Below are 21,502 nucleotides of genomic sequence, written 5' to 3'. Positions count from 1 at the left end.
CATGGCGTTCGACCTCACGGCGCGCCTGGCCCAACGGCGCGCCGCGGACCTCTATCGCCAGCGCCCGCTGCTGCAAAGCCCGCAAGGGCCTGAGGTGGTGGTCGACGGCCAGCCGCTGTTGGCCTTCTGCAACAACGACTACCTGGGCCTGGCCAACCACCCCGAGGTGATCGCGGCCTGGCGTGCCGGTGCCGAACGCTGGGGCGTGGGCGGCGGCGCCTCGCACCTGGTGATCGGCCACAGCGCGCCGCACCACGCCCTCGAAGAGGCGCTGGCCGACCTCACCGGACGGCCGCGGGCCCTGCTGTTTTCCACCGGCTACATGGCCAACCTGGCGGCCATCACGGCCTTGGTCGGGCAGGGCGACAGCGTCCTGCAAGACCGCCTCAACCACGCCTCGCTGCTCGACGGCGGGCTGCTCAGCGGCGCCCGCTTCGGCCGTTACCTGCACAACGACCCCGCCAGCCTGGGCAAGCGCCTGGACAAGGCCGTGGGCGATGCGCTGGTGGTCACCGACGGCGTGTTCAGCATGGACGGCGATGTCGCCGACCTGCCGGCGTTGGCCGCGGTGGCCAAGGCGCGCGGGGCCTGGCTGATGGTCGACGACGCCCATGGGCTCGGCACCCTGGGCCGGCAAGGCGGCGGCGTGGTGGAGCACTTTGGCCTGGGGGTGGACCAGGTGCCGGTGCTGGTCGGCACCCTGGGCAAGGCCTGCGGCACGGCCGGGGCGTTCGTCGCCGGGAGTGAAGAACTGATCGAAGCGCTGGTGCAGTTCGCCCGTCCGTACATCTACACCACCAGCCAGCCGCCGGCGCTGGCCTGCGCCACGCTCAAGAGCCTGGAACTGCTGCGTCGCGAGACCTGGCGCCGCGAGCACCTGGCGGCGTTGATCGCGCAGTTCCGTCAAGGTGCCCAGGCCATCGGCCTGCAACTGATGGACAGCCATACGCCGATCCAGCCGATCCTGGTCGGCGACAGCGCGCGGGCCCTGGAACTGTCGCGGCGCCTGCGCGCGCGCGGTGTGCTGGTCACCGCCATTCGCCCGCCCACGGTGCCGGTCGGAGGCGCGCGGTTGCGCGTCACCTTGAGTGCGGCCCACAGCGCGGCGCAGGTGCAGCTATTGTTGGAGGTATTGGCGCAGTGCCATCCAACGCGGGAGGCTGACCATGCGTGACCGACTGATGCTTCTACCGGGCTGGGGGCTGGGCACCGCCTCCCTGGAACCCTTGGCGGCGAGCTTGCGCGGGCAAGACCCGCGCCTGCACGTCGAATTGGTGCCACTGCCGGAGCTGGCCGAAAGCGAGCCCGACGCCTGGATCGAGTACCTCGACAAACGCCTGCCCAAAGACGTCTGGCTCGGCGGCTGGTCGCTCGGCGGCATGCTCGCCAGCGTATTGGCGGCGCGGCGCGACGAGCACTGCTGCGGGCTGCTGACCCTGGCCAGCAACCCCAGCTTCGTCGCCCGCGGCGACTGGCGCCACGGCATGGCCCCCGACACCTTCGGCACCTTTCTCGACGGTTGCCAGCACCACCCCCAGGTGACCCTCAAACGCTTCCGCACGCTGTGCAGCGATGGCGCTCTGCAGCCGCGCACGCTGCTGCGCCAGTTGGGCGTCGGCGTGCCGGACACCGACCCGCTGTACCTGGCCAATGGCCTGAAGGTGCTGGAACTGCTCGACACGCGCCTGGCCTTGCAGGCGTACAGCGGGCCGCAACTGCACCTGTTTGCCGGCAGCGACGCGCTGGTGCCGGCCGAGGCGGCCCAGGCGCTCAGCGAGCTGCTGCCGGATGTCGAGGTGGGCCTGGTGGAAGACAGTTCCCATGCCTTCCTGCTGGAGTATCCAGAAGCGCTGGCCGAGGGCATCAAGAGTTTCCTGCATGAGAGTGGCGATGACTGACCTATCCCAGCCGCACCTGCCCGGCCAACTGCCGGACAAACGCCAGGTGGCGGCTTCGTTTTCCAAGGCGGCGAGCACCTACGACAGCGTCGCGGCGCTGCAACGGGCGGTCGGGCTCGACCTGCTCGCGCGCTTGCCGGGCGATATTGCAGTCGACCGCTGGCTCGACCTGGGCAGCGGCACCGGCTGCTTCAGCCGGGCCTTGGCCGAGCGCTACCCAGCCGCCAACGGCATCGCCGTGGATTTGGCCGAGGGCATGCTGCGCCACGCCCAGGCCCTGGGCGGCGCCCGTCACCATGTGGCCGGCGATGCCGAGCGCCTGCCGCTGCGCGACGCTTGCGTCGATCTGTTGTTCAGCAGCCTGGCGGTGCAGTGGTGCAGCCAGTTTTCCAGTGTGCTGAGCGAGGCGGCACGGGTGTTGCGCCCAGGCGGCGTGCTGGCGTTCAGCAGCCTGTGCGTGGGCACCCTGGAGGAGCTGCGCGCCAGCTGGGAGGCGGTAGACGGCAGCGTGCACGTCAACCGCTTCCGGCATTTCGCCGATTACCAGCGGCTGACCGCCGCCAGTGGTTTGCAGGTGCTCGACCTGCAACGCCAACCCCATGTGTTGCATTACTCCGAGCTGCGCAGCCTCACCCATGAGCTCAAAGCCCTGGGCGCACACAACCTCAATCCAGGGCGACCTGCGGGCCTGACCGGGCGCGCCCGCCTGCAAAGTCTGCTACAAGCTTATGAAGGCTGGCGCGACGAGCGGGGACTGCCCGCCACCTATCAAGTAGTCTACGGCGTGCTGCGCAAACCCGACGAGTAAGGACACTGACATGCATCCCGCCTACTTCATCGCCGGTACCGATACCGACATCGGCAAGACCACCATCGCCGCCGGGCTGTTGCAGGCTGCGCGGGCCGGTGGCCTGACTACCCTGGGCGCCAAGCCGGTGGCCTCCGGCTGCGAACGCACCGCCGCCGGCTTGCGTAATGCCGATGCCCTGGCGCTGATCGAGCAGAGCACGCTGCGGCTGCCCTACGAGCAGGTCAATCCGTTCGCTTTCGAGCCGGCCATCGCGCCGCACCTGGCAGCGCTGGAAGCCGGGATGACGCTGGAGGTCGAAACCCTCGCCACGGCGATGCGCCACGTGCTGGCGCAGGGCGCCGATTTCACCCTGGTCGAGGGCGCCGGCGGTTGGCGGGTGCCGCTGTCGGCGCAGGCCTCGCTGTCGGACCTGGCCGTGGCCCTGCAACTGCCGGTGATCCTGGTGGTGGGTGTGCGTCTGGGCTGCATCAACCATGCGCTGCTCAGCGCCGAAGCGATCGCCCGGGACGGCCTGCACCTGGCCGGTTGGGTCGCCAATGTCATCGATCCGCAGACCTCGCGCCTCGAAGAAAACCTCGCCAGCCTGGCCGACCGCCTGGGCGCGCCGTGCCTGGGGCGGGTGCCGAGGTTGCAGCAGGCCAGTGCCAAGGCGGTGGCCGGCCATCTGCACCTGCACCTGTTGGCCTGAACCTGGACAAGATCGACCCTGTCTATGATGTGGCACTGGGCCATTAGGGATTTGTACGGGTGTTTTTGCCGCCACACTGCTTTAATGGTTCGTGTTCGTCCATCCAGCGTCATGGAGTCCTGACATGGAAATCACTGGCAATTCCGCGTTCTACGCAGGGCTGGGTGCCATCCAGGCCGGGCAGAACCGTTTCGACCAGGCTGCCAGCCAAGTGGCCAACCTCAGCGCCGAGCGCGCTGCGACCAGCCAGTCGAGCGACTACCAGGCCGAGCGCCTGCGCAGTGTCGACCGTAGCCAACAGATGGACCTGCCCACCGCAACGGTGGAGCAGGCGCTCGCGGCGCAGCAGATCGAGCTGGGTGCCAAAGTGGCCAAGGCTTCCGACGAAATGCTCGGCCGTCTGATCGATACCTGGGCGTAGGCCGCCTCCCAAACCCCCTAGCCCAACCCAGGGCTCTGGCGTGCACAACGCGCCAGAGCCCTGCGGCTTGGTGCGTCCAAGAGATGGCATATTCGTCATCATCGGCGGCGTAAATGGCACCGGTGTGCCACCTTGACAAGCTTTCCCTCTAAACGTAAGTTTCAAACACTTGTTTGACCGAGAGCCCGCCGGCTTTCTTCGGTACTGAACGCATAACTAGAGGTCGATCGCCATGCCTGATTACAAAGCCCCCTTGCGTGATATCCGCTTCGTGCGCGACGAGCTGCTGGGTTACGCAGCGCACTATCAAAGCCTGCCAGGCTGCGAAGACGCCACGCCCGACATGGTCGATGCGATCCTCGAAGAAGGTGCGAAGTTCTGTGAGCAGGTACTGGCGCCACTGAATCAGGTGGGCGACCGCGAAGGCTGCACCTGGAGCGAGAGCGGGGTGAAAACCCCTACCGGCTTCAAAGAGGCCTACCAGCAGTTCGTCGAAGGCGGCTGGCCGAGCCTGGCCCACGACCTGGCCCACGGTGGCCAGGGCCTGCCCGAGTCCCTGGGGCTGGCGGTCAGCGAGATGGTCGGTGAGGCCAACTGGTCCTGGGGCATGTACCCCGGCCTGTCCCACGGCGCGATGAACACCTTGTCGGCCCACGGCACCCCCGAGCAGCAGCACACCTACCTGAGCAAGCTGGTCACCGGCGAATGGACCGGCACCATGTGCCTGACCGAAGCCCACTGCGGCACCGACCTGGGCATGCTGCGCACCAAGGCCGAACCTCAGGCCGACGGCAGCTACAAGATCAGCGGCACCAAGATCTTCATCTCCGCTGGCGAACACGACATGGCCGAGAACATCGTGCACATCGTGCTCGCGCGCCTTCCCGACGCGCCGGCCGGCACCAAGGGCATTTCGCTGTTCATCGTGCCCAAGCACCTGCCAAACGCCGAAGGCGGCGTCGGCGAGCGCAACGCCGTGCAGTGCGGTTCGCTCGAGCACAAGATGGGCATCCACGGCAACGCCACCTGCGTGATGAACTTCGACGGCGCCACCGGCTACCTGATCGGCCCGGCCAACAAAGGCCTGAACTGCATGTTCACCTTCATGAACACCGCACGCCTGGGCACCGCCCTGCAAGGCCTGGCCCACGCCGAAGTGGCGTTCCAGGGCGGTTTGAAATACGCCCGCGACCGCCTGCAGATGCGCGCCCTGACCGGCCCCAAAGCGCCCGAAAAAGCCGCCGACCCGATCATCGTGCACCCTGATGTGCGGCGCATGCTGCTGACCATGAAAGCCTTCGCCGAAGGCACTCGGGCGATGGTCTACTTCACTGCCAAGCAGGTCGACATCCTCAAGTACAGCCAGGACGAAGAGGCGCGCAAGAAAGCCGATGCATTGCTGGCCTTCATGACCCCGATCGCCAAGGCCTTCATGACCGAGGTGGGCTTCGAAGCCGCCAACCATGGCGTGCAGATCTACGGCGGCCACGGCTTCATCGCCGAGTGGGGCATGGAACAGAACGTGCGCGACAGCCGTATCTCCATGCTCTACGAGGGCACCACCGGCATCCAGGCCCTCGACCTGCTCGGGCGCAAGGTGCTGATGACCCAGGGCGAGGCGCTCAAGGGCTTCACGCGCATCGTGCACAAGTTCTGCCAGGCCCAGGAGGGCAACGAAGCGGTCAAGGAGTTCGTCGAGCCGCTGGCCGCGCTGAACAAGGAGTGGGGCGAGCTGACCATGAAGATCGGCATGGCCGCCATGAAGGACCGCGAAGAAGTCGGCGCCGCGTCGGTGGACTACGTCATGTACTCGGGCTACGCGTGCCTGGCCTATTTCTGGGCCGACATGGCCCGCGTGGCGGCCGAGAAGCTTGCGGCCGGCACCAGCGAAGAGGCGTTCTACACCGCCAAGCTGCAGACCGCGCGCTTCTACTACCAGCGCATCCTGCCGCGCACCCGCACCCATGTTGCCGCCATCCTGTCCGGCGCCGGCAACCTGATGGCGATGGACGAAGAGGCCTTCGGCCTGTCGATCTAAGCGGTCGGTCGAGTCGAACCAGGCGCCTGCCCATGTGGCAGGCGTTTTTTTGAGCGAAGATGCGCTATGACCATAACTGTCTTGCCAGTCTGTTTTCGTCCCGATCGGTCGCTTTTTTCTTGAGTTAGACTCTATTCCATTCCCGCGCAACGGCCCCTTGCCGCTGCCGCCCCTACAGCGAGAGGTTGTCATGGCTGACTACAAAGCGCCCGTGCGCGATATGCAGTTCGTCCTCAACGAAGTGTTCCGTGCCGCCGAGCAATGGGCCGAACTGCCGGCCCTGGCCGAGCTGGTCGATGCCGATACGGCCATGGCCGTGCTGGAAGAGGCGGGCAAGGTGGCTGCGCGCAGCATCGCGCCGTTGAGCCGCGCCGCCGACGAAGAAGGCTGCCATTGGGACAACGGCGCCGTGCGCACGCCGGCAGGCTTCATCGACGCCTACAACACCTATGCCGAAGGTGGCTGGGTGGGGGTCGGCGGCGACCCGGCCTTCGGCGGCATGGGCATGCCCAAGGCCATCTCGGCCCAGGTCGAGGAAATGGTCAACGCCGCCAGCCTGTCGTTCGGCCTGTACCCCATGCTCACCGCCGGGGCCTGCCTGTCGATCCATGCCCATGCCAGCGAAGCGCTCAAGCAGGCCTATCTGCCGAATATGTACGCCGGTGTCTGGGCCGGCTCGATGTGCCTCACCGAACCCCATGCCGGCACCGACCTGGGGTTGATTCGCACCCGCGCCGAACCCCAGGCCGATGGCAGCTTCAAGGTCAGCGGCACGAAGATCTTCATCACCGGCGGCGAGCACGACCTTACCGAGAACGTCATCCACCTGGTGCTGGCCAAGCTGCCCGATGCGCCGGCCGGTCCCAAGGGCATTTCGCTGCTGCTGGTGCCCAAGTTCATGGTCGATGCCGACGGCAGCCTGGGCGCGCGCAACGCGGTGAGCTGCGGCTCGATCGAGCACAAGATGGGCATCCAGGCTTCGGCCACCTGCGTGATGAACTTCGACGGCGCCACGGGTTACCTGGTGGGCGAGGCCAACAAAGGCCTGGCAGCCATGTTCACCATGATGAACTACGAACGTCTGGGCGTCGGCATCCAGGGCCTGGCCTCGGCCGAGCGCTCGTACCAGAACGCCGTCGACTACGCCCGCGAACGCCTGCAAAGCCGTTCGCCGAGCGGTGCGCAAGCCAAGGACAAACTGGCCGACCCGATCATCGTGCACCCCGACGTGCGGCGCATGCTGCTGACCATGAAGGCCCTGATCGAAGGCGGTCGGGCGTTCTCCACCTACGTGGCCATGCAGCTCGACAGCGCCAAATACAGCGCCGACCCCGAACAGGTCAAACGCAGCGAAGCGCTGGTGGCCTTGCTCACGCCGGTGGCCAAGGCCTTCCTCACCGACCTGGGCCTGGAGTGTACGGTGCATGGCCAGCAGGTGTTCGGCGGCCATGGCTACATCCGCGAATGGGGTCAGGAGCAGCTGGTGCGCGACGTGCGCATCACGCAGATCTACGAAGGCACCAACGGTATCCAGGCGCTGGACTTGATGGGGCGCAAGGTGGTCGGCAGCGGTGGGGCGCTGTACCGGGTGTTTTCCGAGGAGGTGAAAGCCTTCGTCGAAACCCACGGCGCCGAACTGGGCGAGTTCACCCAACCGCTGGCCACTGCGCTGCAGCGCTTGGACGACTTGACCGCCTGGGTGCTGCAACGGGCCAAGAACGACCCTAACGAAATCGGTGCCGCGTCGGTGGAGTACCTGCACGCCTTCGGCTACGTAGCCTATGCCTATATGTGGGCACGTATGGCCGGCGCCGCGCAGCAAGGCACGGGCGACGAGGCGTTCTATGCCGCCAAACTGGGCACGGCGCGCTTCTATTTCGCCCGTTTGCTGCCGCGGATGGATTCGTTGGTGGCGTCGGTCAAGGCCGGCAGCGAGTCGCTGTATCTGCTCGAGGCCGAGCAGTTCTGAGCAGGAAGGACGCTACGCCAGCGTAGCGTCAGATGCGAAAGGCTGTTGTTTGTAAGCCTTTTCCTACATAACGCGGTGACTTTTCGCCACTATGTTCAGATTCGTTCCAGGCGTAATCTTTATCACATGGACGTAGCGCAGGAAGCGCAAAGGACAGAACAAGGACTACGAAGGATTGCTCGCCAGGATCGCGAGTCGAAATGGATGTCAGGGAAACAGTCTGAAAGCCCCGCCTAGGCGGGGTTTTCTCTGTGCGCGCGATTTGTCTTTGGGCACAGGGCGGAACCTCTGCCAAGCGCCGCGAGTCTGTGTTGAAACCCCCTTCACGGAGCATTTCGCATGGACCTGATCCGCATCATCTTCGCCATCCTCCTGCCCCCGCTGGGCGTGTTCCTGCAAGTGGGCTTCGGCGGCGCGTTCTGGCTGAACATCCTGTTGACCTTGCTCGGTTACATTCCAGGCATCATCCACGCGGTGTACATCATCGCCAAGCGTTGAGGCCGAGCGCCCGGCCCTGATCCAGGGCGGCGGGCGTCCTTATTGCGCCAGGACCCGGCAGTAGAACGCCCATTCCGCTTCCAGCGCATGGGCCAGGTGCCGGGCCTGGCGGAAGCCGTGCCGTTCCCCAGCATAGAAATGCCCTTCGGCTTCGATGCCATTGGCCTTAAGCGCTGCCAGCATGGCGCGGGTCTGCTCCGGCACCACCACTGCGTCCAGCTCCCCTTGGAAGAAGATCACCGGCACTTCGATGTCGGCCGCGTGCAGCAGCGGCGTGCGCTGCCGGTAGCGCTCGACATCCCGCTTGGGATCGCCGATCAGCCAGTCCAGGTAATCGCCCTCGAACTTGTGCGTCGCCTTGGCCAGCGCCTGCGGATCGCTGACGCCGTACAGGCTGGCACCGGCGCGGAACACCGAGCGGAACGCCAACGCGCACAGGGTGGTATAGCCCCCCGCGCTGCCGCCACGGATGAACGCCTTGTTCTGGTCGATCAAGCCACGTTCGGCCAGATGCGCGACGGCGGCGCAGGCATCTTCAACATCGCTCTCGCCCCATTGCAGGTGCAGGGCCTGGCGGTAGGCACGGCCATAGCCGGTGCTGCCGCGATAGTTGAGGTCGGCCACGGCGAAACCGCGTTGGGTCCAGTACTGGATGCGCGGGTCGAGCGCCGGGTGGCAGGCCGAGGTCGGTCCGCCGTGGACGAACACCAGCAAGGGCGAGGGGCCTTCGCCGTTCAACGCCGGATAGAAAAAGCCATGGGCGGTCGCCTCGCCGCTGGGGTAGCTGATCGGCTGCGGCGGACTGATGCGCGCGGCCGCCAGGCTGCTGGCGCCACCGGCCAGTACCTGTACGGCGCCGTCGACGCGGGCGATGCGCAGCACGGCAGGCAATTGGCTGGGCGAGGCGGCCACGGCGTAGACCGCTTCGGCGTCGGCGGCCAGGCAGCGGAAGCGGCTGTAGCCTTCGGCCAGCCGCTGCGGTGCGTGACCTGCGCGTTGGATGCCCAGCCGGCCGAAACCCTTGTCGAACCAGGCGGCGAGAAAACCTTCTCCCTCCAGCGGCAGCCAAGTGCAGGCGCCCAACTGCCACGGCGCGCCTGCGTGGTCGGCGGGCAGGGCCTGCACCGCTTGCCACTGGCCGTCGATCTCGCCCCAGGGTTGCCAGAAGCCGTTCAGGTCGCTGAGCGCCCACAACCGGCCCGCACCGTCGAAGCGCGGTTGTTGCAAGGATTGTTCGGCGCCCAGATCGGGCGAAACGGGACTGGGCGTCAGCCCGTCGCTGTACGCCGGATTCGCGTCGAGCGACAAACCGTCCTGACCAGCGGCGGGGCAGCCCGGCTGTGGTCCGCCCCCTGCCACGCAGACTGCTGGCGCCCACGTGCCATCGGCACTGCGTGAGCGGCTCAACAGGCGCGTGCGCGTCCAGGGCTGTTCGGGGCGGTCCCATTCGATCCAGGCCAGGCGCTGGCCGTCTTCGCTCAAGGTCGGCGCCGCGTAGAAGTCGGCGCCTTCGACCAGCACCTGGCGCTGCCCGTCGGCGAAGCGCACCAGACGGTGGCGCACCGGCGAGCCCGCGCTTTCCTCCACGGCCAGCACCGTGCCGTCGTGCCAGTGCAGGTCGCCGTAGCGGCGCTCCGGCTCGTGGCTCAACGGCTGCGGCGCGCTGCCGTCCAGGCGCTGGGTATACACCTGTTGGTCGCTTTCGTTGACGAACACCACACCGTCGTCGCTCAAGCAAAAGCTGCCGCCGCCGTACTCATAGACCCGGCTGCGCACGCTGAAGCCGTCCGGCGTCAGGCAGTGCGCCTGATGCCGCTGCCAGTGCCACAGCCGGCAGGCGCCGTCGGCCGGCCGGAACTCGTTCCACACCAAGCCTGCCGGCCCGCACTTGAGGTCGGCGAAGTCGGTGCCGGCAGCCACCGCATCGGCGGCGCTGAACTCAGCCACGGGCGATCACCTGCGAGTTGCGTTCGTTACGGAAGGTCAGCTGTTCGATGGTCAATGCACTGTGCTCCGATTCTTCGCGGGCCTTGAGGATGATGCCGTGGTCCGGCGACTTGGCGCAGACCGGGTCGGCCTTGCTGGCGTCGCCGGTGAGCATGAAGGCCTGACAGCGGCAGCCGCCGAAGTCCTTTTCCTTCTCGTCGCAACTGCGGCACGGCTCGGGCATCCAGTCGAAGCCGCGAAAGCGGTTGAAGCCGAACGAGTCGTACCAGATGTGCTGCAAGTCATGGTCGCGTACGTTGGGGAACTGCACCGGCAACTGCCGCGCGCCGTGGCAGGGCAGGGCCGTGCCGTCGGGGGTGACGGTCAGGAACACGCTGCCCCAGCCGTTCATGCACGCTTTGGGACGTTCTTCATAATAGTCGGGGGTGACGAAGATCAGCTTGCACGGATGGCCCTGGGCCTTGAGCCGCGCGCGGTACTCGTTGGTGATGCGCTCGGCGCGCTGCAACTGTTCGCGGGTCGGCAGCAGCCCCAGGCGGTTGAGCTCGGCCCAGCCGTAGAACTGGCAGGTGGCGAGCTCGACGAAGTCGGCTTCCAGCGCCAGGCACAGCTCGATGATGCGGTCGATGCGGTCGATGTTGTGCTTGTGCGTGACGAAGTTGAGCACCATCGGGTAACCGTGGGCCTTGACCGCGCGGGCCATCTCCAGCTTTTGCGCGAAGGCCTTGCGCGAACCGGCCAGCAAATTGTTCACCTGCTCGTCGCTGGCTTGAAAGCTGATCTGGATATGGTCGAGGCCAGCGTCCTTGAACGCGGCGATCTTGCTCTCGGTAAGGCCGATGCCCGAGGTGATCAGGTTGGTGTAGAAGCCCAACCGGCGCGCTTCGCGGATCAGCTCGGCCAGGTCCTGGCGCACCAGCGGCTCGCCACCGGAAAAGCCGATCTGTGCGGCGCCCATCTCCCGCGCCTCGGCCATGACCTTGAACCACTGCGCGGTACTCAGCTCCTCGCCCTGGCGGGCGAAGTCCAGCGGGTTGGAGCAGTAGGGGCACTGCAACGGGCAGCGGTAGGTCAGCTCGGCGAGCAGCCACAGGGGCAGACCGACCTCGGCCTTGCCGGCCGCGTCAGGCGAGGACGATCCAGTGTTCGGCACGGGCCACCTCCATGAACTGTTCGATGTCCTCGGCCACTTCCGGGACATCGGCGAACTGCTGCTGGAGCTGGGCGATGATGCTGGCGACGTCGCGCTGGCCGTCGATCAGCCCGCCGATCAGCGCAGCGCTCTCGTTGAGCTTGATCATGCCCTCGGGGTAGAGCAGCACGTGACCCTTCTGCGCCGGCTCGTACTGGAAACGGTATCCGGGGCGCCAGGTGGGGATCAGGGTGCGGTCCAGGCTCATAGTGAAATTCCTTTATGCCAGACCCGATCCCGGGTCACGGAGTGGTAAGGCGGACGGTGCAGCTCATAGGCCATGCTCATGGCATCGAGCATGCTCCAGAGGATGTCCAGCTTGAACTGCAGGATCTCCAGCATGCGCTGCTGGCCGTCCCAGGTGGTGTAGTGCTGCAAGGTGATCGCCAGGCCGTGCTCGACGTCGCGCCGGGCCTGGCCCAGGCGGGTGCGGAAATAGGCGTAGCCGGCCGGGTCGATCCAGGGATAGTGCTGCGGCCAGCTGTCCAGGCGCGATTGATGGATCTGCGGGGCGAACAGCTCGGTCAGCGAACTGCTGGCCGCTTCCTGCCAACTGGCGCGGCGGGCGAAGTTGACGTAGGCGTCGACCGCGAAGCGCACGCCGGGCAACACCAGCTCCTGGGAGCGCAACTGGTCGGGGTCCAGGCCCACGGCCTGGCCCAGGCGCAACCAGGCTTCGATGCCGCCGTCTTCACCGGGGGCACCGTCGTGGTCGAGCAGGCGCTGGATCCATTCGCGGCGGACCTCGCGGTCCGGGCAGTTGGCCAGGATCGCCGCATCCTTCATCGGGATGTTGACCTGATAGTAGAAGCGGTTGGCCACCCAACCCTGGATCTGCTCGCGGCTGGCGCGGCCTTCGTACATCGCCACGTGGTAGGGGTGGTGGATGTGGTAGTAGGCGCCTTTGGCGCGCAAGGCCTGCTCGAACTCGGCAGGGGACAGCGGCGTACGCTCGCTCATCGAAGCTCCGGCAATGGCTGTCACAACGCGATGCTCATGCCGTCGAAGGCCACTTCCACGCCGCGGCGCAGCACTTCGGCACGTTCGGGGGAGTCTTCGTCGAGGATCGGGTTGGTGTTGTTGATGTGGATGAGCACCTTGCGTTGGCGCTGGAAACCGTCCAGCACGTCGAGCATGCCGCCCGGGCCGTTCTGCGCCAGATGGCCCATCTCGCGGCCGGTGCGGGTGCCGACGCCGCGGCGCTGCATCTCGTCGTCTTCCCACAGGGTGCCGTCGACCAGCAGGCAGTCGGCGCCGTGCATCATCTCCAGCAGCGCGTCGTCGACCTGGCCCAGGCCCGGCGCGTAGAACAGCTTGCCGCCGGTGCGCAGATCCTCCACCAGCAGGCCCAGGTTGTCGCCGGGGTGCGGGTCGAAGCGGTGTGGCGAATAGGGCGGCGCGGCGCTGCGCAGGGGGAAGGGCGTGAAGCGCAGGTTCGGGCAGGCGGGGATGACGAAACGGCGGTCGAGTTCGATGCGGTTCCAGTCCAGGCCGCCGTTCCAGTGGCTCAACATGGTGAACAGCGGAAAACCGGTGGTCAGGTCCTGGTGGACCATGTCGGTGCACCACACCGCGTGCGGGCAGCCTTCGCGCAGGCTGAGCAGGCCGGTGGTGTGGTCGATCTGGCTGTCGAGCAGGACGATCGCGTCGATGCCGCTGTCGCGCAGGGCACGGGCCGGCTGCATGGGCGCGAAGGCCTGCAACTGGGCGCGGATGTCGGGGGAAGCGTTGCACAGGATCCAGTGCTCGCCGTCGTCGGACAGGGCTATGGACGATTGGCTGCGCGCCGTGGCCTTGAGCGTGCCGTCGCGGTAGCCCTTGCAGTTGACGCAGTTGCAGTTCCATTGCGGAAAGCCGCCGCCAGCGGCGGAGCCGAGGATCTGGATGTACATGACTACTCCTAGGCAAAAACGAAAACGCCCCGGCAGGCCGAGGCGTCGAACCGCATGACGGCTCAGCGGTTGGCGAAGTACATGGTCACTTCGAAACCGATGCGCAGGTCAGTGTAGGCAGGTTTGGTCCACATGGGCGTACTCCTTGGAAAGGGGGCGGCGAGGTGTCGCCAGTCATTGGGTGGCTATTGGAGCGCGAGGTTCCCACAACCTTGAGGCAGATATCCTACAAGAAATGTCTGTTCCAAACGGTTAATTATTGGATAAGGCCTCTTGCAGCCTAGGTAACAATCGGTCGCAGCCAGCTAGGGTCGGGGGCTGGGCGGTTCGCCAGGCACAGCCAGGGGGCGGCGGGATCGAGCAGGGCGGCCAGCAGGGCGTCGAGGTCGGCCTGCTCCAGGTCGCCGATGGCTGCCCGTAGCCGCCCAAGATCGCTGGCTTCGCCTGACAAGTAAGCCTGCCAGGCGTGGTGGGCGAGGTCTTCGGGTGGCATGTGGTTGGGTTCGAATTGCGCCACGAGGTCTTGGCGAGCCGCCGGGGTCAGCGTCACGCCAGCCTTCAGCACTGCTTGCAGGTGCGCAAGAATGTGCCGGACCTCAGTCTGGGGCGACTGCACGCCGAACAACAGCCCGGCCACGCCCTCGACCTGACGAAAGGCACTGAACACCGCATAGCCCAGCTGCAATTCGACGCGCAGGCGCTGGTACACCGACCCTTGCAGCAGATGGCCGAGCAGGCGCGCGGCGGGTTGCTGCACGGGGTCGACCGGGCAGAACAGCAACAGTGCGGGTTCGCCGCTGGCCGCGAGCGATGGCGACCAGCGGCGGTGTTGGCTGGGCGGGGGCCAGGTTTGGACCGTCGGCTGGCCAGGCACGGCATGCAGCGCATGGTTGAGCGCGCGCAGCCCGTCGCGATCGAAGCCGGTGGCCTGGCCTTGCCAGCGCGCGGCGCTCCATAGCGTTTCGAGCGCGGTCACGCTGGGCGGTGCGTCGTCGTTCGGCGGTAGTGATACTCCGCCGACTGCTTGGGGCAACTGCGCGAGCAGGGCGCGGATCGGCATCGGCGGCAGCGTGTCTTCGGGAGTTGTCTGCCAAGCGTCGGCGGCGGGCTGGCGCAAGGCTGACAATGCCAAGGCCGTGGTGCGGACCACGGCAGCGGGCGGGCCGCTGCACGCCAGGTCCAGGCAAGGGCCTACACCGTCGAAGCGCAGAGCGACTGCGGCACGCTCGGCGCGGGCTTGCAAGGGCGCCAGTGCCCGTTGCAGAACGCCTTTCAGGGCGGGCGCCGGTTCGGGCAAGCGCCAGCGCAGACGCAGGCTGGCGAAATGGGGCTGGGCGGGGAGGGTGGGGTCGATGTGCAGTGCTGCGTTCGAAGCTGTACCCGCCGGCGGCGTGCTAGTCGCTTGGATGCTAGCTACCGGGGTGCCTGCCCCTGCGGGGCCCGTCACCGCAGAGCCGGCCACCCACCTATCGTCCAACGGGAAGGCGACTGCCGCGACCCCGGTCGCCTCGGGCAAAGTGTCGAGCAGCAAGGGTTCGGGGGGCGGCAGTTGCCAGTGCTCCTGATAATGGCCGGGCAGGGCATGGAGCAGGCGCGCCAGCGCCGTGAAGCCGTCGGCATCCAGACCGGCGAACGGCAGGCCGCCGCTGTCGCTGCGGGCCCATTGCAGAGCGCCGGCGGTCAGGCCTTTGCGCGCCTGCAGCGCGCCGAACTGCGCGTCGAGCTGGGCGGGCTCGACTTCGCGCAACCAGGCCAGCCAGTCGCGCAACGCGCCTTGCACTTGGTTGGCGGTTGCGTCCGGATACGCATCGATTTGCACATGCCAGAGCGCCTGTCCGGCAAAGGCGTACAGCGGTTGAACCTGGCAGCCGCGCAGCCAGCGCCGCTGTTGCAAGGTGGCCAGCCAGCCGCCGAGGTGCGGCTCGTTCAGGTGGCTGCACAATAGCGCCACGGCCTGCTCGGCGCCTGGGCCAAGCCCTTCGTGGGCCAACAGCAGGCCCTGGGCGAGGGGCGTCGGTGTCGGCAAAGGCCGGTCGAGCAACGCCGGTGGTGCGGCCTGATCGTAGGCCGGGCCTGGCGCGAACAGGCTGCCGAACCGCTCGGCCAACGCTTGCAATGCGTCCAGCGGCTGCGGGCCGCACAGGCTCAAGGTCATCTGTGCGCCGCGATAGAAGCGCTGGTGGAACTGCCGCAAGGCCTGCTGGAAGGCCGGCGCCCGAACGTTCAGGGTATAGCGGTTGCCGGCGTGGAAACCGCGCAGCGGATGGCGCGGCGACAGTGCTTGTAACAAGGCGAACTGGCGCTGCGCCTGCGCATCGCGCGACCAGGCGATGAATTCGGCATGGATCACCTCGCGCTCGGCCTGTTGCCGCGCCACGCCCAGCTCGGGCTCGGCGAGCATCTGGCACAAGCGCTCCAATGCCCCGGCAAAGGCCGGACAGGGCACTTCGAAAAAGAAATCGGTGGTGCGCTCGCGCGTGGTGGCGTTGACCTGTCCACCCACACCCTGGACGAAGCGCATCAGACCGTCGGGTAATGGAAAGCGCGCGGTGCCGAGAAACAGCAGGTGTTCGAGCAGGTGCGCCAGACCTGGCCAACGCCCCGGTGCGTCGTGGCTGCCGGCGCGCACCCGTAGCGCCGCCGCGGCACGGGTGAGATGCGGCGCATGGCGCAGGGTCACGCGCAGGCCGTTGGGCAGGTGCAGGTGGCGGGTGGTGTCGGGCATGCGGCCTCCTGGGCGAGAGCCACATGCTAGCGCATCGGCTTTACGGCGCCGATGAATTCACAAAGACCGCGCAGCCTCAGTGCTCTTCGCCGTCCTCCTCTTCGCCACCGGCGACGTTCATTTCCAGTTCCTTGATCTTGCGGGTCAGGGTGTTGCGCCCCCAGCCCAGCAGCTGCGCGGCGTCGCGGCGCCGGCCGGCGGTGTGCTTGAGGGCGGTCTCGATCATGATCCGCTCGAAGCTGGGCACGGCGCTGTCCAGCAGGCTGGTCTGGCCACGGGTCAGGGCTTGGTCGGCCCACTGGCGCAGCGCCTGCTCCCAGTTGGTCACAGGCGATGCGTCCTGCGGCAGGTTGAGCAGCTCGGGCGGGAGGTCGCCGATCAGCACTTCGCGGCTCGACGCCATGACGGTGATCCAGCGGCAGGTGTTCTCCATCTGCCGCACGTTGCCCGGCCATGGCAGGTTGCTCATGAAGGCCTCGGTTTCAGGCTTGAGCAGCTTGGGTTCGACGGCCAGCTCCTGGGCCGCGCGGGCGAGGAAGTGGCGGGCCAGGGCCGGAATGTCTTCGCGGCGGTCGGCCAGGCGCGGAATGTGGATGCGGATCACGTTCAGGCGGTGGAACAGGTCTTCGCGGAATTTGCCGGCTTGCACCAACGATTCCAGGTTCTGGTGGGTGGCGGCGATGATGCGCACATCGACCTTGACCGGCACATGGCCGCCGACGCGATAGAACTCGCCGTCGGCCAGCACCCGCAGCAGGCGGGTCTGGGTGTCGGCCGGCATGTCGCCGATCTCGTCGAGGAACAAGGTGCCGCCATCGGCCTGCTCGAAGCGGCCGCGGCGCAGGTTGGCCGCGCCGGTGAAGGCGCCTTTCTCGTGGCCGAACAGCTCCGACTCCATCAGGTCCTTGGGGATCGCCGCCATGTTCAGCGCGATGAACGGCGAGGCCGCGCGCGGACTGTGGCGGTGCAGGGCATGCGCCACCAGTTCCTTGCCGGTGCCGGACTCGCCGTTGATCAGCACGGTGATGTTGGAGTGGCTCAAGCGGCCGATGGCGCGGAACACCTCCTGCATGGCCGGTGCCTCGCCGATGATCTCGGGGGTACGGGTCAGCGGTTGCGGCGCGGCCAGACCTTGCTGTTCCTGGGCGTGCTGGTTGGCGCGCTGGACCAGAGCCACGGCTTCGTCGACGTCGAACGGCTTGGGCAGGTACTCGAAGGCACCGCCCTGGTACGAGGCCACGGCGCTTTCCAGGTCGGAATGGGCGGTCATGATGATCACCGGCAGACGCGGGTGCTGCTCGCGGATCTGCGCCAACAGATCGAGGCCGCTGGTGCCCGGCATGCGGATGTCGGAAATGATCACGTCCGGTTGCTGCCGGGCCAGACGGCCCATCACACCTTCGGCGCTGTCGAAGCTCTGGGTGGCCATGCCGGCCTGTTGCAGGGCTTTTTCCAGGACCCAGCGGATGGAGCGGTCATCGTCGACGATCCAGACGGTTTCACTTCGGCTCATGAGGCGGTGGCTCCTTGTTCCAGCGGCAGGAATATCGAAAAGGTGGTGTGGCCGGGATGGCTCTCGCATTCGATCAGGCCCTGGTGCTGGCTGATGATGTTCTGCGTGATGGCCAGGCCCAGCCCGGTGCCGTCCGGGCGCCCACTGACCATAGGGTAGAAGAGGGTGTCTTGCAGTTCGGCGGGGATGCCCGGGCCGTTGTCGGTGATCTCGACCCGCGCCACCAGACGGTGGCGCACATGGCCGATGGTGAACTGGCGCATGGCGCGGCTGCGCAGGCTGATGCGGCCCAGGCGCAGTTCGTTCTTGTGGCCGATGGCCTGCATGGCATTGCGCATGATGTTGAGCACCGCCTGGATCATCTGCTCGCGGTCGATCAGCACATCGGGCAGGCTCGGGTCGTAGTCGCGCACCAAGGTGATGCCACCTTGGCTTTCGGCGTCGATCAGGCTGCACACGCGTTCCAGCACCTCGTGGATGTTGGTCATCGACAATGAGGGCAATTTGTTCGAGCCGAGCATGCGGTCGACCAGGTTGCGCAGGCGGTCGGCCTCTTCGATGATCACGTCGGTGTAGTCGCGCAGGCCGTCTTCGGGCAGCTCGCGGGCCAGCAACTGCGCCGCGCCACGGATGCCGCCCAGGGGGTTCTTGATCTCGTGGGCCAGGCCGCGCACCAGCATCTTGGTGGTTTCCTGCTTGCTCAGCTGGGCCTCTTCCTTGGTGATGCGCAGCAAGCGGTCGCGCGGGTGCACTTCGAGCAGCAGCAGGGTGGTGCCCTGGTGCAGGATGGGCGTCACGGCATAGTCGACGGTGATGCTCTGGCCATTGAGCGAGGTCAGCAGCGCTTCGCGCTTGGTGAACGGGTGCGCGTGCTCGACCGCCTGGCGCAGGGCGCTGAGGGCTTCGGCGGATTCGGTGAACAGCTCGCTGATGAATTGCCCGTGGCTGCGCTGACCGCTGACGGCCAGCAGCATTTCGGCCGCCGGGTTCATGTACTCCAGGCGCAATTCGGCATCGAGCAGCAGCGTGGCGGTGGTCAGGTTGTCCAGCAACAGTCGGTGCTGCGCGTCGCTGATGGTCATGGCAAGGGTGACCTCTATTACCGCAGTGCGGGCGCATTGGGCGCGTGATGCCCCGATCGGGCCAAGGTGAGAGCGCAGAGGCTCGGCATGTAGCTGCAAAATGCAAGAAACAAACCAAGGCTCTGAAAAGAAGCGGTACTTTCTGAGTCAAGCCCTGAAAACGGGCGATTCGAACCGGGAATCAGGCGGTCGATGCGGCAAGATGGACCGTCTGCCCCGGTCATGCACCCTAGGATGCACCAATGTAGGGCGTATTGTCAGGCAGGGTCGCAGAGCCTGCCCGCTGCGCGTTGCAGGGCCAGTTGATGCAGTGCGGTGCCCGCACGTTCGGCCAGCGCATCGGCGACCACTCGCTTGCAGTCGCCCGGCCGTTGCCGATCGAAGCGTTGCAGGCCGGCGAGCAGTTGATGCTGCAGGTTGTCGAGCTGCGGACGCAGGGCGTTCTTGAGGTCCAGGCGCGGCGTGTCGGGCGCCCGTTGCTCGCGTTCCCAGCGGTTGAGCAGGGCATACTGCACCAGCTTGCCGGCTTCCATCTGGTCGGCGAAGAAGCCCGCCGCCCGCTGTTCGTCGAGGGCGTGGTCGGCGGCCGCTTCGCGGACCTGGGCCAGGATCTGCTGCTCGCGCGGTAGGTCTTGCACGGGCAGGTTCTGGTCCCATTTGAGCAGGGCTACGCCGTCGGCCAGGGCCAAGCGGCGCTCGATGGTGTCGAGCAGGATGTCCAATGGTGTCTTGGTTTTGGTCGAAGAGGCACAGCCGGATAGGCTGAGGGCCAGGAGCAAGGTGAGGGTGATGAAACGCATGAAAGGCTTCCTCGAGTGGGGGGCATCGAGTGTGCCTTGTTCTTCCAGAGCGCCTTTGTAGGAGCCTTCCCATATGCGTGACAGCTGAAACAACAACGGCCTTCCGAAGAAGGCCGTTGTGGATGAACGTGTCGACGCCAGGCGTCTAACGCATCAAACGCTGTAGTACAGGTCGTATTCCAGCGGGTGGACGAAGGTGCGGACCTTGATCTCTTCTTCGGACTTCAGCTCGATGTAGGCATCGATGAAGTCGTCGGAGAACACGCCGCCCTTGGTCAGGAACGCACGGCCCTTGTCCAGCTCTTCCAGGGCTTCTTTCAAGCTGCCGCAGACCTGTGGGATTTCCTTGGCCTCTTCGGGCGGCAGGTCGTACAGGTTCTTGTCGGCGGCGTCGCCTGGGTGGATCTTGTTCTGGATGCCGTCCAGACCGGCCATCAGCAGCGCAGCGAAGCACAGGTACGGGTTGGCCGCTGGGTCCGGGAAGCGCGCTTCGATACGGCGGGCTTTGGGGCTCGACACGTAGGGAATGCGGATCGAAGCGGAACGGTTGCGGGCCGAGTAAGCCAGCATCACTGGGGCTTCGAAGCCTGGCACCAGACGCTTGTAGGAGTTGGTGGCCGGGTTGGTGAAGCCGTTCAGGGCCTTACCGTGCTTGATGATGCCGCCGATGAAGTACAGGGCGATGTCGGACAGGCCGGCATAGCCTTCGCCGGAGAAGGTGTTCTTGCCGTCTTTGGAGATCGACATGTGCACGTGCATGCCCGAGCCGTTGTCGCCGTACAGCGGTTTAGGCATGAAGGTGGCGGTCTTGCCGTAGGCGTCGGCCACGTTGTGCACGCAGTACTTCAGGGTCTGGACTTCGTCGGCCTTGGTGACCAGGGTGTTGAACTTCACACCGATTTCGTTCTGGCCGGCAGTGGCCACTTCGTGGTGGTGCACTTCGATGACCAGGCCCATCTCTTCCATGGCGTTGCACATGGCGGTACGGATTTCGTGGTCGTGGTCGCATGGCGGAACCGGGAAGTAGCCGCCTTTGACGGCAGGGCGGTGGCCCTTGTTGCCGCCTTCGACGTCCTGGTCGGTCATCCACGAGCCTTGCTCGGAGTAGATCTTGAACATCGAGCCGGAGATGTCCGACTTGAACTTGACCTGGTCGAAGATGAAGAACTCCGGCTCCGGGCCAACGAACACGGTGTCGCCGATGCCGGTGGTCTTGAGGTATTCCTCGGCGCGCTTGGCGATGGCGCGTGGGTCGCGGTCGTAGCCCTGCATGGTGGACGGCTCGATCACGTCGCAGACCAAGATCAGGGTCGGCTCTTCGGTGAACGGGTCCAGCACGGCGGAGGTGTCGTCCGGCAGCAGGATCATGTCGGAGGCTTCGATGCCTTTCCAGCCTTCGATGGAGGAGCCGTCGAACATCTTGCCAGCTTCGAAGAAGTCGTCTTCCAGCGCGTCGCGAGCCGGCATGGTGACGTGATGCTGTTTGCCTTTGGTGTCCGTGAAACGCAGATCAATCCATTTGACGTCATGATCTTTGATGAGTTGAACCGACTTCGACATGCTGTCCTCCGGTGGGTCTGGAACGCGGTTGGCCGCGACCTGGAAAAGGGTGTTGCCGGGCACGGATAGTCGGCCAAGCTTACCTGCCTCACAAGGGAGCAATTTGCATGCCAGTGCCCGAAAATGGCGAGGGTGGGATAAAAGGCGGCGGATTGAGGCATTAGGGAGCGGATAAAGAGTGGCTTATGCACCCCTTCGAGGCACAAATCGCGCCCATTGCACCAATAAAGTGCATGTACAGCGGCTTCAGCTGCGATGGCCGCAAAGCGGCCCTGATCCAAGCACTATGGGAAATCCCCCTGTCGAATAGAGTTGAGGCCATAGGGGGCCGCCATGCCGCCCATCGCGACTGAAGTCGCTCCTACAGGTCACCTCGTTTGCATAGGGTTCTGTTACTTCCTTCGAGTGCTCTCGCTTGCACAGGGTCGTCCCATCGTGCCGTGTGAAAACAGATTTTGTGCAAAAAAT

The 21,502-nt window shown here is 66.1% G+C and carries 19 protein-coding genes; 8 read left to right on the top strand and 11 right to left on the bottom strand.

Annotated elements, in window-relative coordinates; translation table 11 throughout:
• The first annotated feature begins 1 nt into the window (after position 1).
• From bioF to B4M43_RS09225, 8 genes are all read left to right on the top strand, one after another.
• A complete protein-coding gene (gene bioF, locus B4M43_RS09260; protein ID WP_296266325.1) occupies positions 2-1,174 on the top strand; it encodes an 8-amino-7-oxononanoate synthase in 1,173 nt (390 codons plus the stop codon).
• On the top strand, positions 1,167-1,898 hold the full coding sequence (locus B4M43_RS09255) for an alpha/beta fold hydrolase (protein ID WP_296266323.1): 732 nt from the start codon (positions 1,167-1,169) through the stop codon (positions 1,896-1,898). Before bioF ends, B4M43_RS09255 begins: the two co-directional genes overlap by 8 nt.
• Positions 1,891-2,706, top strand: coding sequence for a malonyl-ACP O-methyltransferase BioC (gene bioC, locus B4M43_RS09250; RefSeq protein ID WP_296266321.1), 816 nt, complete (start codon positions 1,891-1,893; stop codon positions 2,704-2,706). The genes B4M43_RS09255 and bioC overlap by 8 nt, the downstream gene beginning before the upstream one ends.
• A gap of 10 nt (positions 2,707-2,716) precedes the next feature.
• The gene (gene bioD / locus B4M43_RS09245) at positions 2,717-3,397 is read left to right on the top strand and encodes a dethiobiotin synthase (RefSeq protein WP_296266319.1); all 681 of its coding nucleotides are present in this window, start codon (positions 2,717-2,719) and stop codon (positions 3,395-3,397) included.
• Positions 3,398-3,521: 124 nt separating this feature from the next.
• The gene (locus B4M43_RS09240) at positions 3,522-3,818 is read left to right on the top strand and encodes a pyrroloquinoline quinone biosynthesis protein PqqE (RefSeq protein WP_296266316.1); all 297 of its coding nucleotides are present in this window, start codon (positions 3,522-3,524) and stop codon (positions 3,816-3,818) included.
• A gap of 232 nt (positions 3,819-4,050) precedes the next feature.
• Positions 4,051-5,856 (top strand): phenylacyl-CoA dehydrogenase, encoded by a 1,806-nt coding sequence (locus B4M43_RS09235; protein WP_296266314.1) that lies wholly within the window; start codon positions 4,051-4,053, stop codon positions 5,854-5,856.
• A gap of 190 nt (positions 5,857-6,046) precedes the next feature.
• A complete protein-coding gene (locus tag B4M43_RS09230) occupies positions 6,047-7,825 on the top strand; it encodes an acyl-CoA dehydrogenase C-terminal domain-containing protein (RefSeq protein ID WP_296266313.1) in 1,779 nt (592 codons plus the stop codon).
• A 339-nt stretch (positions 7,826-8,164) separates the two neighbouring features.
• Positions 8,165-8,323: a YqaE/Pmp3 family membrane protein gene (locus B4M43_RS09225; RefSeq protein WP_296266310.1), complete on the top strand. Its 159-nt coding sequence runs from the start codon at positions 8,165-8,167 to the stop codon at positions 8,321-8,323.
• A gap of 39 nt (positions 8,324-8,362) precedes the next feature.
• Here the strand turns inward: B4M43_RS09225 and B4M43_RS09220 are convergent, their stop codons facing one another.
• The 11 genes from B4M43_RS09220 to glnA form a co-directional block, all read right to left on the bottom strand.
• Positions 8,363-10,270: a S9 family peptidase gene (locus B4M43_RS09220; protein ID WP_296266307.1), complete on the bottom strand. Its 1,908-nt coding sequence runs from the start codon at positions 10,268-10,270 to the stop codon at positions 8,363-8,365.
• The gene (pqqE, locus tag B4M43_RS09215) at positions 10,263-11,423 is read right to left on the bottom strand and encodes a pyrroloquinoline quinone biosynthesis protein PqqE (protein ID WP_296266304.1); all 1,161 of its coding nucleotides are present in this window, start codon (positions 11,421-11,423) and stop codon (positions 10,263-10,265) included. Before pqqE ends, B4M43_RS09220 begins: the two co-directional genes overlap by 8 nt.
• On the bottom strand, positions 11,395-11,670 hold the full coding sequence (gene pqqD / locus B4M43_RS09210; RefSeq protein ID WP_296266302.1) for a pyrroloquinoline quinone biosynthesis peptide chaperone PqqD: 276 nt from the start codon (positions 11,668-11,670) through the stop codon (positions 11,395-11,397). Before pqqD ends, pqqE begins: the two co-directional genes overlap by 29 nt.
• Positions 11,667-12,422: a pyrroloquinoline-quinone synthase PqqC gene (gene pqqC, locus B4M43_RS09205; protein WP_296266300.1), complete on the bottom strand. Its 756-nt coding sequence runs from the start codon at positions 12,420-12,422 to the stop codon at positions 11,667-11,669. The genes pqqD and pqqC overlap by 4 nt, the downstream gene beginning before the upstream one ends.
• Positions 12,423-12,442: 20 nt before the next feature.
• Positions 12,443-13,354, bottom strand: a complete 912-nt coding sequence (gene pqqB, locus B4M43_RS09200) for a pyrroloquinoline quinone biosynthesis protein PqqB (RefSeq protein ID WP_296266299.1) — start codon at positions 13,352-13,354, stop codon at positions 12,443-12,445.
• A 62-nt stretch (positions 13,355-13,416) separates the two neighbouring features.
• Complete coding sequence (pqqA, locus tag B4M43_RS09195) at positions 13,417-13,488, bottom strand: pyrroloquinoline quinone precursor peptide PqqA (RefSeq protein WP_003243383.1); 72 nt, start codon at positions 13,486-13,488, stop codon at positions 13,417-13,419.
• A 146-nt stretch (positions 13,489-13,634) separates the two neighbouring features.
• Entirely contained in the window at positions 13,635-16,079 is a 2,445-nt protein-coding gene (gene pqqF / locus B4M43_RS09190) for a pyrroloquinoline quinone biosynthesis protein PqqF (RefSeq protein ID WP_296266297.1), read from the bottom strand.
• Between the two features lie 76 nt (positions 16,080-16,155).
• On the bottom strand, positions 16,156-17,592 hold the full coding sequence (gene ntrC / locus B4M43_RS09185; RefSeq protein ID WP_296266295.1) for a nitrogen regulation protein NR(I): 1,437 nt from the start codon (positions 17,590-17,592) through the stop codon (positions 16,156-16,158).
• Positions 17,589-18,674 (bottom strand): nitrogen regulation protein NR(II), encoded by a 1,086-nt coding sequence (gene glnL / locus B4M43_RS09180; RefSeq protein WP_296266293.1) that lies wholly within the window; start codon positions 18,672-18,674, stop codon positions 17,589-17,591. Before glnL ends, ntrC begins: the two co-directional genes overlap by 4 nt.
• Positions 18,675-18,931: 257 nt before the next feature.
• Positions 18,932-19,474 (bottom strand): chorismate mutase, encoded by a 543-nt coding sequence (locus tag B4M43_RS09175; RefSeq protein WP_296266292.1) that lies wholly within the window; start codon positions 19,472-19,474, stop codon positions 18,932-18,934.
• Between the two features lie 153 nt (positions 19,475-19,627).
• Positions 19,628-21,034 carry a glutamate--ammonia ligase gene (gene glnA / locus B4M43_RS09170; RefSeq protein ID WP_296266288.1) on the bottom strand — a complete coding sequence of 469 codons (1,407 nt, stop codon included), beginning with the start codon at positions 21,032-21,034 and terminating at the stop codon, positions 19,628-19,630.
• Between the last annotated feature and the right edge of the window lie 468 nt (positions 21,035-21,502).

The organism is Pseudomonas sp. UBA6562 (assembly GCF_002434265.1).
In the GTDB taxonomy this organism is placed as follows: Bacteria; Pseudomonadota; Gammaproteobacteria; order Pseudomonadales; family Pseudomonadaceae; genus Aquipseudomonas.
The sequence above is the reverse complement of the archived record's forward strand: the minus strand, read 5'-3'. Positions and strand labels throughout refer to the sequence as shown.

Coding starts and splice junctions, on each gene's coding strand:
- bioF (WP_296266325.1), top strand. CDS start 2: ATGGCGTTCGACCTCACGGCGCGCCTGGCCCAACGGCGCGCCGCGGAC.
- B4M43_RS09255 (WP_296266323.1), top strand. CDS start 1,167: ATGCGTGACCGACTGATGCTTCTACCGGGCTGGGGGCTGGGCACCGCC.
- bioC (WP_296266321.1), top strand. CDS start 1,891: ATGACTGACCTATCCCAGCCGCACCTGCCCGGCCAACTGCCGGACAAA.
- bioD (WP_296266319.1), top strand. CDS start 2,717: ATGCATCCCGCCTACTTCATCGCCGGTACCGATACCGACATCGGCAAG.
- B4M43_RS09240 (WP_296266316.1), top strand. CDS start 3,522: ATGGAAATCACTGGCAATTCCGCGTTCTACGCAGGGCTGGGTGCCATC.
- B4M43_RS09235 (WP_296266314.1), top strand. CDS start 4,051: ATGCCTGATTACAAAGCCCCCTTGCGTGATATCCGCTTCGTGCGCGAC.
- B4M43_RS09230 (WP_296266313.1), top strand. CDS start 6,047: ATGGCTGACTACAAAGCGCCCGTGCGCGATATGCAGTTCGTCCTCAAC.
- B4M43_RS09225 (WP_296266310.1), top strand. CDS start 8,165: ATGGACCTGATCCGCATCATCTTCGCCATCCTCCTGCCCCCGCTGGGC.
- pqqD (WP_296266302.1), bottom strand. CDS start 11,670: ATGAGCCTGGACCGCACCCTGATCCCCACCTGGCGCCCCGGATACCGT.
- pqqC (WP_296266300.1), bottom strand. CDS start 12,422: ATGAGCGAGCGTACGCCGCTGTCCCCTGCCGAGTTCGAGCAGGCCTTG.
- pqqB (WP_296266299.1), bottom strand. CDS start 13,354: ATGTACATCCAGATCCTCGGCTCCGCCGCTGGCGGCGGCTTTCCGCAA.
- pqqF (WP_296266297.1), bottom strand. CDS start 16,079: ATGCCCGACACCACCCGCCACCTGCACCTGCCCAACGGCCTGCGCGTG.
- ntrC (WP_296266295.1), bottom strand. CDS start 17,592: ATGAGCCGAAGTGAAACCGTCTGGATCGTCGACGATGACCGCTCCATC.
- glnL (WP_296266293.1), bottom strand. CDS start 18,674: ATGACCATCAGCGACGCGCAGCACCGACTGTTGCTGGACAACCTGACC.
- B4M43_RS09175 (WP_296266292.1), bottom strand. CDS start 19,474: ATGCGTTTCATCACCCTCACCTTGCTCCTGGCCCTCAGCCTATCCGGC.
- glnA (WP_296266288.1), bottom strand. CDS start 21,034: ATGTCGAAGTCGGTTCAACTCATCAAAGATCATGACGTCAAATGGATT.